The following is a 15,911-nucleotide window of genomic DNA, read 5'->3' on the forward strand; positions in this document are numbered from 1 at the left end:
CAGTGCCTTTGTTTAAGGAGGTATTATGCCTGTTCGGGGCCATGCAGGATGGCCATGACTTCTTCCGTGTCGTGCGGCAGCGCCGCCTCTCCCTTGGCTCCGTATTCCAGCTTGGAGGCCACGTAGATGGCGATGAAGGAGAGGATCATGACGAATCCTCCAGGGTTTTTGAATCGGAGTATCTCGGGCAGGTAGGAGACGCCCAGGATCATGGCGAAGGATCCCACGATCCCCGTGATCAGCCCGGCGATGGCTCCGTTTCGGGTCATCCTGGGCCACCAGACGCCCATGACCAGCACCGGGAAGAAGGTCGAGGCGGCAATGGCGAAGGCCAGGCCGACCAGCACCGCGATCTGCATGTTCTCGGCGATGAAGCCCAGGGGAATGCCCAGCAGTCCGATGAGCACGGAGGCGATGCGGGCCACCTTGACCCTGGAGTGCTCGGGCATGTCCGGGTTGAAGACGTTGACCACCAGGTCATGACCGATGGCTCCGGCACAGGCGATGATCAGGCCCGCGACCGTGGAGAGGATGGCCGCGAAGGCCCCGGCCACCACGATGCCGAGCAGGATTTGCCCGCCGAAGTGGGACCCAGCAACGGGAACAGCCAGGTTCTTGCCGTTGGCGGCCAGCCACTTCATGAGGTGCGGGCTCACGCCCATGGTATCGCCCTGCATGTACACGTAGCGGATGACGTGTCCAACGTACGGGCTCAGGATGTAGAACATGCCGATGAGAAAGAGCACGTAGATGACGGTCCTGCGGGCGGCCTTCCCGTCCGGTGCCGTATAGAAGCGCACCAGGATGTGGGGCAGGCCCGCCGTACCGAACATGAGCGCCAGCAGCAGGGATAGGGTGTCCTTGAGGTTGGTCAGCCAGTAAGCCGGGCTGGTGTAGGCCGCGCCGTCGAATACCTTGTCGCTGCCCGGGGTGGCTCCTTTGAATTTGCTGAGGAATTCGACCACGTCCGTGTAGGTGTAGCCCTTGACCACGAAGGGTATGAAGGCCAGCAGGAACATGGCGCCGAACAGGATCCAGAACTGGACCAGCTGGTTCACGGTGGTGCCCTTCATGCCACCCACGGTGACGTAGACCGTGATGATCAGGGAAATGACCACGATGGCCGTGCCGTATTCCATGTTCAGCAGCAGCCCCATGACCTTGCCTGCGCCCAGCATCTGCGGGGCCATGTAGAAGAGCGAAACGAACAGGACGCCGATGACGCCGAGCACGCGTGCCTTTTTCGAGTGGAAGCGCTCGGACACGAAGTCCGGCACGGTGTAGCGCCCGAATTTGCGCAGGGGGCTGGCCAGGAAGAGCAGCAGGGCGATATAGCCCACGAAGAACCCCAGGGCGTAGATGATGCCGTCGAATCCGAACAGGAATGCAACCCCGGCAACGCCCAGGAAGGATGCCGCGGAAAGGTAGTCCGAGGAAATGGCCGAGGCGTTGATGAAGGAATTGACCTTGCGTCCGGCCAGGTAATAGTCGGCGGAAGTCTTTTGCCTGCGGAACATCCAGGTGGTGACGACCGTGAAGGCCAGCATCAGCCCGATGAGCACCAGGGCGGTGACGGGGATTTGGTAACCGGTTTCCATTTAGGCACCTCCTCCGTGTTGGATTTCATCTTCCATTGCATTGGCCTTTCTCACGTACCAGATGAAGAGGATCCAGGTGATGGGGTAGATGGCGATGGCCACGAGCCAGTAGTGCAGCGGGAAATCCAGGAGGATTACCTGTGTCACCGCTTCCTTTGCCAGGTAGACGTAAAGGAAAATGCCGATGACGAAGGCGAAGTACGGAATGCCCACGCCAAGCGCCAAGCCGAGTTGCCTTTTGCGGATGGCTTCGATGTGTTCCATGGGTTCCTCCTTGAAGGTGGTTGAGTTTGCCGCTGAAATTCTTTTACAATAGTGTTATTGAAGCTCTCATTCTCTTTCTGGTGAACGGTCAATGTGTTGCGGTCACGGGTTGAGGCCCTGGCGGATGGACTGCCAACGGGTAAAAACGGCCGGTCAACGGTCGCGCAATGTCTTCGGAGTCGCGGTTTGAGCTCTGTAAATGACGATAAACGGTCCGTTTTGGACCACCATGGCGTTCCGGGGTCGCTTCTGGCCGACCTGCGGGTCATGGCCGCCACGGGCAAGCTTCAGGGGCTGCGGAGCGTCCGCTACGACTTTGTGACCGACTGGCTGGAGTCCGGGCTGACTGCAGAGGAAACCTGCCGTAAGCTGTCCGTATTCAACCGAGCCGTGATTCTGGCCGTACTCGAGGCGCACGAGGAGGCCTATCCCTGGCTTTCCGGCTGCACCTTCCTGGAATTCGGCTCCGGCGGCCGCAGCGAACAGGTGCTGGGGTCGGACCAGGACAACGGTTTGCTCCTGCATGGCGCGATAGACGGGGACGAGCTGGAGGATGCGGCCAACGACATCGTTATTGCACTGGACGGTGCGGGCCTGCCCCTGTGCACGGGCGGGGTCATGGTCAGCAACGAACAGTGGCGCGGCGGCTTCGACGACTGGCTGGAGCGCATGACCGGCTGGCTTTCCAATCCCCATGAACGGGGACCGTGGCAGTCCGGGCTCATTCTGGATTTCGAGCCGGTTTATGGCCCGGAGGAGGATGCCCATCGGCTGCGCAGGCATCTCTGGGAGTATGTGCGCAGCAAACCCGTGGTCATCAAGATTCTTGTGGAGGAACTCACCGACTACCGGCTGCCTCTGTCTTTGTTCGGCTCATTTCTTACAGAGAAAAAAGGGCCGTGGGCCGGATTTCTGAATATCAAGAACGGCGTGCTGGCCCATTTGACCAATGCCGTGCGCATCCTGGCCCTTAAGTACAACATGCCTTTTACGCATACCTGCGACCGGGTCCGCGCCCTGATCGAGGCCGGGCATTTTTCCGGCAAGCATGGCGAGGCTCTGCTCCAGGCCTGGGAATGGCTCCAAGGCAGGCGGCTGACCATCGGCATTGCCTGTCATGAACGCAGCGTCGATCCCCATAACTACCTGAATCCCGCCGAACTTTCCGCCAGCGAGCGCGGAGAGCTCAAGCAGTGCATCCAGGCCGTGGAAAAGTTGGTCCGCCTGGTGCAGGCAGGCTCCGGGCTGTGATTTCGGTTTTCTTTTTGCATTCTCATGGATTATGAAATTTCATCGTTGGATGAAATCTTTCTTGTGGATTGATATGTAAGGAATATTTTCGTGAACGTACTGATCATAAATCTGACGCGCTTTGGCGATCTGCTTCAGACCCAGCCGGTCATATCCGCATTCAGGAGGCAGGGGGCTCGAATAGGGCTGTGCTGCATCGAGAATTTTGCCTCGGCCTCCAATCTCTTGCGGGACGTGGATGCGGTTTTTCCGCTTCATGCAGCAAGGATGCTGGCTGCTCTGGACAGCAACTGGCGGGACAGCGTCAAGGAATCCGTGGCCTACCGGCAGGAGATCATCGACAACTTTGCCCCCGACCTTGTGGTCAACCTCACTCCGTCCATATCCGCACGGCTGCTGGCCCGGAATCTGGGAGCGCCGGAGGTGCGGGGCTTTGATCTTGATGAGCACGGATTCAATGCGGATACCTCTTCCTGGGCGGCCTTCCTGCAGATGGCGGGTGGCAACCGCGGGGCGAGCCCGTTCAATGTCTGCGATCTGTTCCTGCGCACTGCGGGCGTTTCCGGGGATGGTCGGGGCCTGCGGCTCCGGGAGCCTGATGCCGCATTGCGTGAGCGCATGCGCACCCTTTTCCTTTCCGAGGGCCTTGAGCAGCCCGCGGGATTCGTGGCTCTGCAGCTGGGCGCCAGCGAAGACAGACGCCGTTGGCCCATAGCCCGCTTCGCGGAACTGGCCGAAATGCTCTGGCAGCGGGACAGACGTGTGCCCGTTCTGCTCGGCACCGAAGGTGAGAAATCGCTTGGAAGCCGTTTCAAGGAGAAGGTCATGTGCCCGGTGGTCGACATGCAGGGCCGGACCAACCTGGAGGAGCTTGCGGCGACCCTGGCGGAATGCGAGGCGCTGGTAAGCAACGATACCGGCACCATGCACCTTGCCGCCGGGCTGGGCGTGCCTGTTGTGGCCATCTTCCTGGCCACGGCGCAGCCGTGGGATACCGGGCCGTATCACGAGGGAAGCGTTTCCCTTGAGCCGGACATGGATTGTCATCCGTGCGCCTTCGGCAGGGCATGCGCGAATGAGGAACGCTGTCGGTACGGGGTTGCCCCTGAAACGGTTTACGCACAGTTGTGCAGATTGTCGGGCGGGGACGGTCCGTTTGTCTCGACCGGCGCGCGGGTCTGGCAGGCCGTTTTTCGGGAGGATGGTTTCATGACCCTGGAATCCTGCTCCGGGCACGAATCAATGGATCGCGCCCGCTGGGTTGCCATGCAGCGTTGGTTCTATCGTCGGTTCCTTGACGGGGAGAGCCTGGACGGCTGGGAGCGCACTGAAGAATGGCTCGGCGCGGACATGGGCGGAGCACTGAAAAAGACCTTGGGGGAATGCGCCGAATACCTGTTTCTGCTTCAGCAGCAGGGCATGCTTCTGGCCCGCAACCCTAGGACCGCCTTGAAAGAGAAGTTCTTGGCGTCCTGGCAGCAACTACAGAATATTCTTGATGAAAATACATATCTTAATGTGCTGGCCCGGCTTTGGATGTTCGAGGCCCAGCAACGGGGGAATGATCTGGATGCGTTGCTGGGGATCATTGAGCGCTATCGCACGCTGGTCATGACCATGCTGAAGGCCTTGTAGCGTCCGGCACGAAAATTGTATTTACTGGGCCAAGCCTAAAAAAAGGAATTTTTAGCCCCCCTGAGGAGGAAGAACAATGATCCTTATCGATGGACAGAAATGCGAAATTGAATCCGCCAAGTATCAGAATCTTGAAGAGATATTCACGACCATGGTCCAGGAAGGGTATCTGGACGACCGAGTCGTCACCGACGTGCTGATCAACAGCGAACCCTACAGTGAAATATATCCGCATCAGTCCGAGGATATCGACCTGAGCGAAGTGCAAAGCATCGAAGTGACCACCATGGCCACTGCGGATATGGCCATAGAGATTACCCGCGAGCTGTACAAGGTCGTGACTCTCATGGTCGAGGGCGGCAAGAGGGTTGCCACGCTGTTTCGGCAGGCGGACGATGCCGAGGCCCTGGAAACCTACCAGGACCTGCTGGACGTGACCAGGAACTTCCTGGGCATGATCGGCCTGCTTCGCAATGAATATTCCCTCAAGGACCATGCGGCTTATGTGGAGGCCGCCGAGGAAATGACCAACCTGTTCACCGAGATGACCGATGTGCTCGAGAACGAGGACTGGATTCTCCTGGCCGACCTGCTTGAATATGAATTCCTGCCCGCGGCGGAAAAATGGAAGAAAGTCATAGCCCAACTCAGGGAAGACATCAGGATGGCGAAATAACCATGACTGAAAGGCGTCAACTTCTTGATGAAGCCCTCTGCATGGGGCGCGCCGAATTGCAGCATCTTGTTGCCGGCGAGGTCCAGGAGGCGGAAAAGCTGGCCATGGCCCGCAGCCGCAAGGCCCAGCAGGCCATACACGGCATCGACAAGGTCACGCTCCAGGAGCTTGCCGACCAGTTGATTGCACTGGGCAGCCTACAGGAGGAATTGACCTCCGAGGCGAAGAAGCTCCAGGATACGGTCAAGCAGGAACTGATGAACCTGCGCAAGCAATCCCGCAGATTCTCGGCCTACAAGGTTGGTGCCGGATACGTGAAGCACGGTTTCAACCGTTCGCGTTTCCTGAGCAAGAAGGTGGAATAGTCCGGGGGCTGAAATGAAGGAATGAGGCGAGGTCCGGCCATTGGCCGGGTCTCGCCTTTTATTGTCTCCAGTGGATGGTGCCGCTGTCTTCGTCCATGTGTCCCGATCCTGTGAAGGAAAGGCCGAGCCGGGTATATCCGTCGCCGTACTCCTCCATGCTTCTCACTTCTCCGGCATACCAGTAGGGCCGGAAGATTTTTTCCTTGAAGTTGAACATGAAGATGTTGATGACCACGGGGGAGCCCACCGCGCAGACAGGGGGCAGCACCTGGTTTCGCACCTGGAGGGCAATGCCGCCCTTTGAAATGTTGATGACCGAGTTGGCGTCATGTCCGGACTGGTCCTGGGCATAGGAATTGACCCCGATGTCCGGGGATGCGTCCTGGAACTGTATGGAGGATTTTCCGGGATCGGCCATCCAGATCTTGACCCGGATGAACTGCTGGTCCACCACCCGTTTCCGACCATGCTTCCTGCGTTTGAGAAAGTCGTAGCCCGTGGGCGCGGAAAGGGTGATTTGATCCGTCTTGCGGCCGGACACGTCGGATTCCAGAAGCTCGGCCTTGAATGCGTTCACCCTTTTTTCCGCCGTGCGCAAGGGGGCGAAGACGAGGGTGACGCTCTCTCCCTCCTTGGCCCTGATCACGTCCATGCGTTCCACGATGTCGCATTTGATCTTGCTTCGTCCCGCCCGGGTGATGACGCAGCGTACGGCAGGAGTGTTGTCCTTGCCGCACAGCTCGATGGCCATGCCCGCCCTGGAAAGGGCCTGCGGGATGTTTTTCTCCTGCACCAGCATTTCCTTGTCGCCGCTACGAAGCACGCGCAGGGCCAGGAGGAAAAGCAGGATGGCGAGCATAACCAGCAGCCCGGCCAACAGGTATTTGGCAAAGATCAGATCCTTGATGCCGAAGATGTCCTGCACCAGACCGAGGGGCAGAGCCTGCAAAGATTCCGGTAGATTCGATATATCCATGGCTAGAAATTCACGAATTCCTTTTTAGCGTTGAGTACCTTGTATAGATAGCGTTTCGTTTCGTCGTAGGGAAGGTCTTTGCGGAGTTTTTCATAGACCTGGGCCGGATTCATGGAATTGATCCGTTGCGCGGCAATGGATTTGTCCTTGTGGAAGGCCCGCAGAACGCCGCCCGCGCCGCCGTTGTAGCCCGCGATCACGCAGTATTCGCGGGAGACGGGATCGTTGACGCCCGCCAGATAGCGATACTGGAGCAGGTACAGGTAGCCGCTGCCGTAGGTGATGTTGGTGGATGGGGTGAACAGGGCCTGCCGGGAGGGATATCCCTGCTTGCCGTGGAGCATTCTGTATACGTCGCCGCCCGCTGTCTTCTGCACCACCTGCATGAGTCCTATGGCCATGGCGCTGCTGACCGCAAAGGGGTTGAAGTCCGATTCCACCTTCATGATGGCGTAGATCAGGTTGCGGCTGATCTTGAAACGTTCGGCCGCCGCCTGCACATATGTCCGGTACTTGGCGGCCCGCACATGCAGGTGATCCCTGACCATGGGGATGCCTACATAGTGGACGGTCTTCCCGGAATCCGACGTCCGTGTCCGGATTTTGTCGGCCACCAGGTGATCGGCAAAGCGGCCCGCGCGCCATTCCCAGCGTATCTGTTTGTCGTCCTGGTCCAGCACTTCGCCCAGCAGGAAGGGTGTCTCCCCCAGTTCCACGGGCTTGGACGAATACAGGTCAACGGCGCGGGGGTCGCTGGGTGTCAGCAGGGTGATGACAATGGCTTCGCGAAGGCTCTTGCGCGGATTCTTGGTGTCCACGGTCTCCACGGTGACCATGCCCGTGTCGAAATCCACCAGGGCGCGGGAACGGTAGTTCTGGGTGTACTTGACGTATCGTTTGGTGCTCGGCAGTTCGACGTCGTCCGTTCCCCATTCTCCGCCGACGGCCTTGATGAATTTTTCCAGCAGGCTTTTGAATGCCTTGAGATCGCGCTCCAGTGCCTTGGGGTTCATGGCGTAACTGGTGGCCTTGCTGGTAGCCAGGCTCTGGGCCGCGGCCACGGGGTCGCCCGATGCGGCCACACGCGCCAGGCGGACTGCGTCGTACCGGCTGCAGGCCGTTATAAAAAACACGGCGGCAATTGCCGTTACGAGAAACGGTTGGTAGGAATTTCTCATAAGGGTATTCGTATAGCCAATAGGAAGCGGAATCCTTTGCGGTTGTTTGCGGGAATTCGTATCACTTGAGCCGGAGTATACGTATATGAATGAAAAAGGCAAAGTCGTCGAGATCATAGATGCCGACCTGGAGCCGCTTATCCCGAAGTTCATGACCAATACGCGCCGTGAGTTGGGGGAGATGAAGGATGCGTTGGCTGCAGGGGATTTCTCCACGGTACAGCGCCTGGGGCACAACGCAAAGGGGGCGGGCTTCGGTTATGGATTTACGCAAATGGGCGAGCTGGGGAAAGGAATCGAGCAGGCGGCCCGGGATCAGGATCCGGATGGTTGTGGAAAGCTGTTGCAGGATTTTGCGGCCTATCTGGAATTTCTTGAAATTCAATACGAATAGCGCGCCGAAACCTGAAGCGCCTCCCCTTGGGGAGGCGCTTCAGACTTTCATGCGGACCCGGGCGACCGTAAGGTGGGTGGCCGGAACTCTTCCTTAAATGGTTCATTTCTGGTGATGTTAGTTCCCGACCCTGTCCGGCCTTACCTGTTTTCCAGGCTATACCTTGCTTAAGCAGATACCGTGCCACTTGTAGGGTTCTGTCGCGGTATGAAATAAGTTGCGTTTTTTCGGTGTATTAGACGCGGGGAATCCTGCCCTGTGCCCACAGTGTCGGGAAAGTCTTTCCATCTGTGCCCGGAGTGACAAAAAAACGACGGAAAAGGGGAGCCAGGCCAAAGCCTGCTCCCCTTTCTGCTTTATCGAATTAAAGCAGCTCCATGGCGGCTTCCACGTCCCAGTCTTGGTGCACCACCTTGTTGAGCGCGGTAACGATTTTTTGCGGGCTGGGGTGTTGGAAGATGTTGCGTCCCACGGAAAGGCCTGCGCCGCCCGCCTGGACAGAATCGTAGACCATCTGCACCAGGTCGCGCTGGTCGTTGAGCCTGGGGCCGCCGGCAATGACCACGGGGACGCAGCAGCCGTCCACCACGTTGCGGAAGGTTTCGGGGTCGCCCGTGTAGTTGACCTTGACGATATCCGCGCCCAGTTCAGCGCCCACGCGGGCGCAATGGGCCACGATTTCCGGGTCGTATTCGTCTTTGATCTTCTGCCCGCGGGCATACATCATTGCCAGGACCGGCATGCCCCATTCATTGGCTTCGGAGCAGACCCTGCCGAGGTCCGCCAGCATCTGGGATTCGGACTCGTCCCCCAGGTTGATGTGCAGGCTTACGGCGTCGGCCCCGAGCTTGAGGGCGTCGGTGACCGTGCCCACCAGGCATTTTGCGTTGGGGTAGGGGGAAAGGCTGGTGCTGGCCGAGAGATGGATGATCAGGCCGATGTCACGGCCGCCCTGGCGGTGGGAACAGCGGGGGATGCCCTTGTGCATGAGCATGGCGTTGGCACCGCCTTCCGCCACTTGGTTGACCGTGTCGCGCAGGTCCACCAGTCCATAGATGGGACCCACGGTCACGCCGTGGTCCAGGGGGACGATGATGGTGCGCCCGTCATTGCGGTTCATGATCCTTTCGATTCGTACTGCCTTGCCGAGTTGCATGGTTGCCTCCTTCATGCTTGCCCGGGCCGGTGAGGACTTCCCGCCGCCCAAGAAAAAGGGCCGCAGGTTTCATCCTGCGGCCCTTTTGGCGTTTGTTTCAGTTCAATCTATCTCTAGTGCACGCCAGGACCGCAGGTTTTCCCAAAAAAGAAAAAACCAAAAAAGAAAAAGAAGCGGTATGCGGTCCTGTTAGTCATGAGTTCCTGTTAAGCGCCCTCGGCCGCTATTGTCAAGCGCGCATGGCATTTTATCATCCTGCTTTTGTCCAGAGGAAACGGTCGCGGAAGGGAGGAGACAGGTGGCGCACGATGCGGACCAGTATCGCGGTCAGCGCCAGGCTGAAGAGCAGCCGTCCCCAGAACAGGCCGGATATATGTCCGCCGATGAGCATGAGCAGGAAGGTGTCCTCGATCAGCGCGTGGGACATGCCCATGAGGGTGATGGAGTAGAACACGTCTTCCTTGTCCAGGTTCCCAGACTGCGCTTCCCGGATGATCAGCCCACTGCCGTAGGTGAGCCCCACGGTGAGTCCGATGACCGTGATGGCGGACGCCTTGGGGCCTATGCCGATGACCTTGAGGATGGGCTTGAGGATCCTGTTGAGCAGGTCGATGACCCCGATTGCCGTGAGTAGGCGCATGAAGGCCATGAGGCTCATGATGACCAGGAAGATGAAGCCGAAGTTCTTCGCCTGGCCGAGAGCCCAGGCCATCAGGGTCTGGTCCGCCTGGGCTTCCGGGGTGAACATGATGGTGGCGGGGCCGCCGAGCATGCCCGCGGCGGAGTAGACGCCGTGCAGGAGCAGGGCCAGGCCCAGGGCGGCCACCATGCGGATGAAGGCCTGGAAGCAGAAACGCGCCCCGGCCTTGCGGGAGACAGCTGATTCCAGAGGGAGCGCGTGTGCCACGAGCATGAGCACGCCCAGGATGGTCGTCTGCTCCTGGGTCAGGGGGAAATCCCCCGCCAGGGAAATGAAGATGATCAGCCCGGTGTAGACGTTGTTGAGAATGGCCCCGGCCCAGGCCAGACCCATCTCGGCGGGCAGGCCCACCAGGTTCATGATTGGCCCCAGAGGCATGGCCACGTACTGGATGAGCTCGAATTCCTGAAGAATCTTCACCGCGACGACAATGGGAATCATGACCTTGAACAGGGTCACAGCCGAGGACACGCTGTCCTTGAGCAGGTCCCTGATGAAATCCGTACATTTATCAAGATACAGCACTGGAAGCTCCTTTTGATGCCGCGACACTAGAAGAAGCAAAGGCAAAAGAAAAGGGAGAACCATGCGTTCTCCCTTGTTTTTTGTATGGCAGACAAAGCCTACAGGACGGCCCTGCCGACCTGGTAGGCGAGAACCGCCATGAGGTAGGCAAAGCCCGTGGACCCGAACACGCTGAACAGGGCCCATTTCCAGCTCGATTCCCGGGCCATGGTGACCACGGTGACGAAGCAGGGGCATAGAGCATGACGAAGATGATCATGGCGATGCCACCGGCCTTGGAGAATGCAGGGTCGGAGGCCAACCGGGCGGAAAGGGGTTCTGCCTCTTCCGGGTCCACGTCGCCCAGGGAATAGGCGGTGCCCAGGGTGGAGACGATGACTTCCTTGGCCGCAAAGCCGCCCACCAGCGAGATATTGGTGCGCCAGTTGAGACCGGCCAGCCCGGTGACGGATTCCAAACCCGTGCCGATACGGCCGGCAAACGTGTGCTTGAGGGCATGTTCGGATTCCGCATTGTCGATTTCCGCCAGGCGTTCTTCCTGGGCGGCGATTTCGGCTTCCGCAGTACCGCTCGTCTTGAGCGCCTCGATCTGTTCCACTATGGGAGCGCGTTGCGCTTCGTATTGGGCAATTTCCGCTTCAGGCAGTCCCGGGAAGGTCATGGCGGCCCAGAGCAGGATGGAGATCCCCAGGATCACGGTCCCGGCCTTTTTGGCGTATTCCCAGGTGCGCTCCCAGGTGTGGATGAGCACGCCGCGCAGGGTGGGCATGCGGTAGGGAGGCAGCTCCATGACAAAGGGAGTGCTTTCTCCCTGGATTACGGTCCAGCGCAGCAAGCGCGCCACGACAAGGGCAAAGGCCCAGGCCGTGAGGGTGATGAGCAGCATGACGCTTGCCCCTTCGTCGGGGAAGAAGGCGGCGGCCAGCATGAGAAAGACGGGAACCTTGGCCCCGCAGGTCATGTAGGGGGCCACGAACAGGGTGGCCAGCTTTTCGCGGCGGCTGCGCAGGGTGCGGGTGGCCATGACGCCGGGGACCGCGCAACCGCCTGCAATGCCGCCGGAGACGATGAAGGGCAGCACGGAGGTGCCGTGCAGGCCGAAGGCGCGGAACACGCGGTCCAGCATGTAGGCCATGCGCGCAATGTAGCCGGAATCCTCCAGGGCCGAGATCATGAGGAACATGAACATGATCAGGGGCACGAAGCCGAGCACGCCGCCCACGCCGTCGATGATGCCGGAGACGATCAGGGAGCGCAGCAATCCCTCGGGCATGAGGGCGGTGACGAGTTCCCCCATCCAGCCGAAAAGCATTTCCAGCCAGCCCATGGGGATTTCGCCCACGGTGAAGGTGATCTTGTAGATGAGATAGATGACGCCGAGCATGATCAGGGGGCCTGCGAACTTGTGGGTCAGCACGCGGTCGATCTTGTCGGACATGCCGATGCGCTGCTCGTCCAGCATGGGGTAGCTGACGACCTGTTTGATGATGCCCGCGATGTAGCCGTATCGATAGTCGGCGATGATTGCGTCGGGAGCCGCCTTGAGGGTCTTGGTGGTGTGCTCCGAAACACGGGTGGCGAGCTGCTGCAGCTGTTTGGATACATCGGGGTTGGCGGCGCGGCCCTTGAGGATCACGTCCTCATCGTGTTCCAGGTACTTGAGCCCTGTCCAGCGCGCCGGAACCTTGTCGGTGAGGAATCCCTCGCCCTCGATGATTTCCTCCATTTCCTGAAGCACCGGGTCCAGATCCGGGCCGTAGGAGATGGTCAGCGGTTTCCAGTCTCCCTGTTTGTCCTTTGCATGGTTCAGGGCGGCTTCAAGGAGCGCATTTTTCCCCTGACCGATGCGGGCGATGGTTTCCACGCAGGGGCAGCCGCTGAGCTCGGCCAGTTTTCTGGTGTCGATGGACTTGCCGCAGCTGCGTACCTCGTCCATCATGTTCAGCGCCAGCACCAGGGGGACGCCCATTTCCATGAACTGGACGGCCAGATACAGGTTCCGCTCCAGGGAGTTTGCGTTGAGCACGTCCACCACCACCTCGGGCCGTTCGTCCACGAGATAGTTACGCGCGACCAGTTCTTCCTGGGTGTAGGCGGTCAGGGAGTACGTACCGGGCAGGTCCACCACCTCGATGGTGGCGTCGCCGTGTTTCATGAGTCCGGATTTTTTTTCCACGGTGACCCCGGGCCAGTTGCCCACGTGCTGGCGGGCTCCTGTCAGGGCGTTGAACATGGTGGTTTTTCCGCAGTTCGGGTTTCCTGCGATGGCAACGGTAACATCTTTCATTGGTATCAATCCTCCAGGGGAACGACCGTGATGTGGTCAGCTTCGCTGTTTCTCAGGGTCAGGGTGAAGTCCTTCAGGCGCAGGGCCACAGGGTCCTTGAGGGGCGCTTTGCCGATGACATGCACCTCGGTTCCCGGAATGAGTCCCATGTCGCGGATGCGGCGGCCCAGTTCTCCCTGGGCGGAAACGGAGAGGATTTTGAGTTTTTGGTTAACCTTTGCTTTACGCAAGCATATTTCAGTGCCCATCTGAGCATTCTCCTTCAAAGTATAGGAGTTTATTGAGAATGGTTTTCAATCGGTGTGCAAAAAAATTACCGTTGCCCGGAGCTGGTCTTTAAGCCTTGGGACGACGTATTGCAAGCGGAAGTGCAAGAGCACCCGCAGCAGCCGCATCCCGAATTTGGAGATGTGGTGCTTCTGATGGCGCGACGGACAAGGTACAGGGCGGCAACTGCGACAATTGCCAGGACAATTATTGTTTCAGTCATTTGTGTTTCCTCAAAGTTTATGGAATGAACAGGAATCAAATAGTGATATTGAGAATCGATGTCAAGAAAGACTTGCGTAATTTTGTAAAATCTGTTTCCTGCCGGTGTGGAATCGAGGCGATTTAACCTGGTATGGGTTGTCCGCCGAAGGCATTTATGATTGAATGTGCACGGAAGTACGTGAGGACTCTGTGAAGAAAATCAAACTGTTGCTTATAGCGGAATCAGGGCTGGCCCAGCAGGCGTATCTGGCCGAGCTGTACAAGCTTGGCGCGGATGTGGACTGCATCGAATCTCCGGATGAACTGCACGATCAGTTGTGCGACGTTCCTTATAACGGGTTGCTGGTGGATGTGCCGACAATGATCCGATCCGACAGCGCCAACAAGGGGCGGGTGACCAGGATCATGGAGCGTTATCCTGTGCTGCGGCTGTTATACAATTCCGATCATGGCGGGATCCGCGGTCTTTCCCAGGGCGGCACGGTTCGCGCCAACAAGTCTTTGGATTCCTTTGTCCTCAACGAATGCCTGACCTTCCCCGCACGATCCATCCGCCGGGCCCGGCGTTCCGATCTGGTGCTCAATGTGCTGCTTGTCGACGACAGGAACCGGTTCGGGCGCGACGAGGAGCGGACGGTGACGGTGAACGTTTCCGAGCAGGGATGCTTCGTGTATTCGGTGCGCGCATGGGAGGCGAGTGCGCCGGCCTGGATGGTGGTCACCGAATTGGAGGACCCGTCTCCCATTGAATTGAAGGTGCATTGGACCCGGCGGTGGGGGCGTTCCAGCCGTTTGCCGGGCATCGGCACCAGCTATGCCCACATCAGCGATTCGCAACTCGAACAGATCCGCTACCTTTTGTAGCTTGAGGGTATCATGTCCGACGATAACAAACGTTTTCTCGAATGGGTGGAAGTGATTTCCAAGGGGATTCTGCTGGGCGGCTCCATCGGCGCAATCGTGGGCTGGTTCGGTATCATTCACATCGCCAAGGCCGTTGCCCTGGGCGGACTGTGCGGCATCCTGGCCGCCGTGAATTTCAAGCAGCGCCGGGACGACAGAAAGCAGCAGTGATATTCCCGGGCGGTTTCAAGCCTGTCCGCCCGGCTTTCAACCTTCCTGCCGGTTGGGGCACGCCGCACCGGTGATTCCCGCCACAACCAGCGCCCCAACAAGATTCAACGTGACGAAAATCAACGTGTACCGCCATCCGAAGTAGGACACCAGCACCGGAACAAGGGCCGGCTTTATCGAGCGGCAGCCCATGAAGTTGGCGATGAGCAGGGTGGAGGCTCCCTGTTCCTTCAGTGTCTTGAACAGTGGGTGCCACGCGTATATCGGCCCCATGGACAATACCCCGGCAAGCGAAGAAAAGAGGATGCCTTTCAGGCCGGATCCCTTGCCCAGGAAACGGGTGATCTGCGCGGGCGAAAGCACCAGGTTGAACGCCGCCATTATGACGATGGCCAGGCAGAGGGGCAGCGCCAATTGGCGGAACATGGTCAGGCTGATGCGCAGGGCCTGCTCTGTTTTTCCCGGGGCCAGGCTCCACCCGATGCCGTAGAGAGCGGCCACCGCCAAGGGGAACAGCCAGGGACGCAGTAAACGCAGCAGGGTCATGCCAAACCTCCATCCCAGAGAACAATGGCAAGGGAGAGGAGGATCGCCATCACAAAGGCGGACAGATTGCGTACCAGGGCAAAGCGCCGCCCCATCGCCGACATCTCCACGGGAAGCTGGATCACCCCCACGTTGACCCAGGCCAGCATCAGGGCCGTGATTCCGGCCATTGCAACACCGGAGTTCAGCAGCCCTTTGCCGATCACGTAACTGTTCACCGGGTTGCCTGCCAGTATGCTTCCCAATGTCGCTCCCCAAATACTGTCGAGGGCGGTTGATCCCGGGAAAAGGGCCAGCAGGGTCTTTTCCGAAACGAATCCCCGGAACAATCCCAAGAGCAGGACCACGCCGACCAAGCGGGGCGCCAGGGAATAAAATTGTCGTCCTCCCTTGCGGAGCGCCTCTCCCCATGCGGATCGTGTCTCGACGGATGGTTGCGGCGTCTTGTCTTCAGTCTCCTTGCCCGGTTTCAGGTAGGTAGCCAGCGCTTTTTTCACTGGTCCGGATATCCCGGTGACGACCTCCACGGATTGCCTTTTCATGGCGTTGACGATGTGCGGAGCCGTGTAGCCCACAAGGATGACCCGCGCGCCCAGGCTTACGGCCAGGGAAATCACCGCCACACCGGCACCGTGGCCGGAGGATTGTTGCGGGCCTTGCACGGCCTCGAAGGACATGTCGTCGGTTTCCACCAGGAGCAGGTATTCGGTGGTGCCGAGCTTGTCTTCCACGGTTCCGCTCAAGTCCGGCCGGGTGCTGGGGATGGCTATCTTCATGATTCAATACGTTACAAT

Annotated in this window: 17 protein-coding genes and 1 pseudogene; 7 read left to right on the forward strand and 11 right to left on the reverse strand. The window is 59.1% G+C overall.

Annotated elements, in window-relative coordinates:
• Positions 1 to 23 precede the first annotated feature (23 nt).
• Together FGL65_RS10475 and FGL65_RS10480 are read right to left on the reverse strand one after the other, a co-directional pair.
• Positions 24 to 1,598: a sodium/solute symporter gene (locus FGL65_RS10475; protein ID WP_147821154.1), complete on the reverse strand. Its 1,575-nt coding sequence runs from the start codon at positions 1,596 to 1,598 to the stop codon at positions 24 to 26.
• Positions 1,599 to 1,862, reverse strand: coding sequence for a hypothetical protein (locus FGL65_RS10480; RefSeq protein WP_147821155.1), 264 nt, complete (start codon positions 1,860 to 1,862; stop codon positions 1,599 to 1,601).
• 186 nt (positions 1,863 to 2,048) lie between these two features.
• Here FGL65_RS10480 and FGL65_RS10485 point away from each other — a divergent pair, with 186 nt between their 5' ends.
• The 4 genes from FGL65_RS10485 (at position 2,049) to FGL65_RS10500 (ending at position 5,789) form a co-directional block, all read left to right on the forward strand.
• Positions 2,049 to 3,113: a putative nucleotidyltransferase substrate binding domain-containing protein gene (locus FGL65_RS10485; RefSeq protein ID WP_250645455.1), complete on the forward strand. Its 1,065-nt coding sequence runs from the start codon at positions 2,049 to 2,051 to the stop codon at positions 3,111 to 3,113.
• A gap of 90 nt (positions 3,114 to 3,203) precedes the next feature.
• Positions 3,204 to 4,748: a glycosyltransferase family 9 protein gene (locus tag FGL65_RS10490; RefSeq protein ID WP_147821156.1), complete on the forward strand. Its 1,545-nt coding sequence runs from the start codon at positions 3,204 to 3,206 to the stop codon at positions 4,746 to 4,748.
• Between the two features lie 76 nt (positions 4,749 to 4,824).
• Positions 4,825 to 5,424, forward strand: coding sequence for a DUF8043 domain-containing protein (locus tag FGL65_RS10495; protein ID WP_147821157.1), 600 nt, complete (start codon positions 4,825 to 4,827; stop codon positions 5,422 to 5,424).
• Positions 5,425 to 5,426: 2 nt separating this feature from the next.
• Positions 5,427 to 5,789, forward strand: a complete 363-nt coding sequence (locus FGL65_RS10500; RefSeq protein ID WP_147821158.1) for a hypothetical protein — start codon at positions 5,427 to 5,429, stop codon at positions 5,787 to 5,789.
• A 58-nt stretch (positions 5,790 to 5,847) separates the two neighbouring features.
• On the opposite strand, the gene FGL65_RS10505 is transcribed toward FGL65_RS10500, so the two are convergent.
• Both FGL65_RS10505 and mltC read right to left on the reverse strand, forming a co-directional pair.
• Positions 5,848 to 6,738 (reverse strand): hypothetical protein, encoded by an 891-nt coding sequence (locus FGL65_RS10505; RefSeq protein ID WP_147821159.1) that lies wholly within the window; start codon positions 6,736 to 6,738, stop codon positions 5,848 to 5,850.
• A 29-nt stretch (positions 6,739 to 6,767) separates the two neighbouring features.
• Positions 6,768 to 7,898 (reverse strand): membrane-bound lytic murein transglycosylase MltC, encoded by a 1,131-nt coding sequence (mltC, locus tag FGL65_RS10510; RefSeq protein ID WP_250645456.1) that lies wholly within the window; start codon positions 7,896 to 7,898, stop codon positions 6,768 to 6,770.
• Between the two features lie 130 nt (positions 7,899 to 8,028).
• Between mltC and FGL65_RS10515 the strand changes: the two genes are divergently transcribed.
• Positions 8,029 to 8,337 (forward strand): Hpt domain-containing protein, encoded by a 309-nt coding sequence (locus FGL65_RS10515; protein ID WP_147821161.1) that lies wholly within the window; start codon positions 8,029 to 8,031, stop codon positions 8,335 to 8,337.
• Positions 8,338 to 8,701: 364 nt separating this feature from the next.
• Here FGL65_RS10515 and FGL65_RS10520 read toward each other — a convergent pair whose 3' ends face one another.
• The 5 genes and pseudogenes from FGL65_RS10520 to FGL65_RS18755 all read right to left on the reverse strand — a co-directional run bounded on the left by FGL65_RS10520 (position 8,702) and on the right by FGL65_RS18755 (position 13,495).
• On the reverse strand, positions 8,702 to 9,493 hold the full coding sequence (locus FGL65_RS10520) for a 2-amino-3,7-dideoxy-D-threo-hept-6-ulosonate synthase (protein ID WP_147821162.1): 792 nt from the start codon (positions 9,491 to 9,493) through the stop codon (positions 8,702 to 8,704).
• A 250-nt stretch (positions 9,494 to 9,743) separates the two neighbouring features.
• Positions 9,744 to 10,718 (reverse strand): hypothetical protein, encoded by a 975-nt coding sequence (locus FGL65_RS10525; RefSeq protein ID WP_147821163.1) that lies wholly within the window; start codon positions 10,716 to 10,718, stop codon positions 9,744 to 9,746.
• 98 nt (positions 10,719 to 10,816) lie between these two features.
• Positions 10,817 to 13,005: pseudogene (feoB, locus tag FGL65_RS10530) on the reverse strand (ferrous iron transport protein B).
• 5 nt (positions 13,006 to 13,010) lie between these two features.
• Complete coding sequence (locus FGL65_RS10535) at positions 13,011 to 13,253, reverse strand: FeoA family protein (RefSeq protein ID WP_147821164.1); 243 nt, start codon at positions 13,251 to 13,253, stop codon at positions 13,011 to 13,013.
• A gap of 65 nt (positions 13,254 to 13,318) precedes the next feature.
• Positions 13,319 to 13,495: a FeoB-associated Cys-rich membrane protein gene (locus tag FGL65_RS18755; RefSeq protein WP_147821165.1), complete on the reverse strand. Its 177-nt coding sequence runs from the start codon at positions 13,493 to 13,495 to the stop codon at positions 13,319 to 13,321.
• Positions 13,496 to 13,686: 191 nt separating this feature from the next.
• Between FGL65_RS18755 and FGL65_RS10545 the strand changes: the two genes are divergently transcribed.
• Both FGL65_RS10545 and FGL65_RS10550 read left to right on the forward strand, forming a co-directional pair.
• Complete coding sequence (locus FGL65_RS10545; RefSeq protein ID WP_250645457.1) at positions 13,687 to 14,361, forward strand: PilZ domain-containing protein; 675 nt, start codon at positions 13,687 to 13,689, stop codon at positions 14,359 to 14,361.
• Positions 14,362 to 14,373: 12 nt separating this feature from the next.
• The gene (locus FGL65_RS10550; RefSeq protein ID WP_147821167.1) at positions 14,374 to 14,571 is read left to right on the forward strand and encodes a hypothetical protein; all 198 of its coding nucleotides are present in this window, start codon (positions 14,374 to 14,376) and stop codon (positions 14,569 to 14,571) included.
• A 36-nt stretch (positions 14,572 to 14,607) separates the two neighbouring features.
• On the opposite strand, the gene FGL65_RS10555 is transcribed toward FGL65_RS10550, so the two are convergent.
• A complete protein-coding gene (locus tag FGL65_RS10555) occupies positions 14,608 to 15,117 on the reverse strand; it encodes a hypothetical protein (RefSeq protein ID WP_147821168.1) in 510 nt (169 codons plus the stop codon).
• Positions 15,114 to 15,893 (reverse strand): NifB/NifX family molybdenum-iron cluster-binding protein, encoded by a 780-nt coding sequence (locus FGL65_RS10560; RefSeq protein ID WP_147821169.1) that lies wholly within the window; start codon positions 15,891 to 15,893, stop codon positions 15,114 to 15,116. Before FGL65_RS10560 ends, FGL65_RS10555 begins: the two co-directional genes overlap by 4 nt.
• Between the last annotated feature and the right edge of the window lie 18 nt (positions 15,894 to 15,911).

The organism is Salidesulfovibrio onnuriiensis, assembly GCF_008001235.1.
Taxonomy (GTDB): Bacteria; Desulfobacterota; Desulfovibrionia; order Desulfovibrionales; family Desulfovibrionaceae; genus Pseudodesulfovibrio; species Pseudodesulfovibrio onnuriiensis.

What these genes read in the sequence shown, in the direction of transcription:
- FGL65_RS10475 (WP_147821154.1), bottom strand. Translation starts at nt 1,598, where the DNA reads ATGGAAACCGGTTACCAAATCCCCGTCACCGCCCTGGTGCTCATCGGG.
- FGL65_RS10480 (WP_147821155.1), bottom strand. Translation starts at nt 1,862, where the DNA reads ATGGAACACATCGAAGCCATCCGCAAAAGGCAACTCGGCTTGGCGCTT.
- FGL65_RS10495 (WP_147821157.1), top strand. Translation starts at nt 4,825, where the DNA reads ATGATCCTTATCGATGGACAGAAATGCGAAATTGAATCCGCCAAGTAT.
- FGL65_RS10500 (WP_147821158.1), top strand. Translation starts at nt 5,427, where the DNA reads ATGACTGAAAGGCGTCAACTTCTTGATGAAGCCCTCTGCATGGGGCGC.
- FGL65_RS10515 (WP_147821161.1), top strand. Translation starts at nt 8,029, where the DNA reads ATGAATGAAAAAGGCAAAGTCGTCGAGATCATAGATGCCGACCTGGAG.
- FGL65_RS10520 (WP_147821162.1), bottom strand. Translation starts at nt 9,493, where the DNA reads ATGCAACTCGGCAAGGCAGTACGAATCGAAAGGATCATGAACCGCAAT.
- FGL65_RS10535 (WP_147821164.1), bottom strand. Translation starts at nt 13,253, where the DNA reads ATGGGCACTGAAATATGCTTGCGTAAAGCAAAGGTTAACCAAAAACTC.
- FGL65_RS18755 (WP_147821165.1), bottom strand. Translation starts at nt 13,495, where the DNA reads ATGACTGAAACAATAATTGTCCTGGCAATTGTCGCAGTTGCCGCCCTG.
- FGL65_RS10550 (WP_147821167.1), top strand. Translation starts at nt 14,374, where the DNA reads ATGTCCGACGATAACAAACGTTTTCTCGAATGGGTGGAAGTGATTTCC.
- FGL65_RS10555 (WP_147821168.1), bottom strand. Translation starts at nt 15,117, where the DNA reads ATGACCCTGCTGCGTTTACTGCGTCCCTGGCTGTTCCCCTTGGCGGTG.
- FGL65_RS10560 (WP_147821169.1), bottom strand. Translation starts at nt 15,893, where the DNA reads ATGAAGATAGCCATCCCCAGCACCCGGCCGGACTTGAGCGGAACCGTG.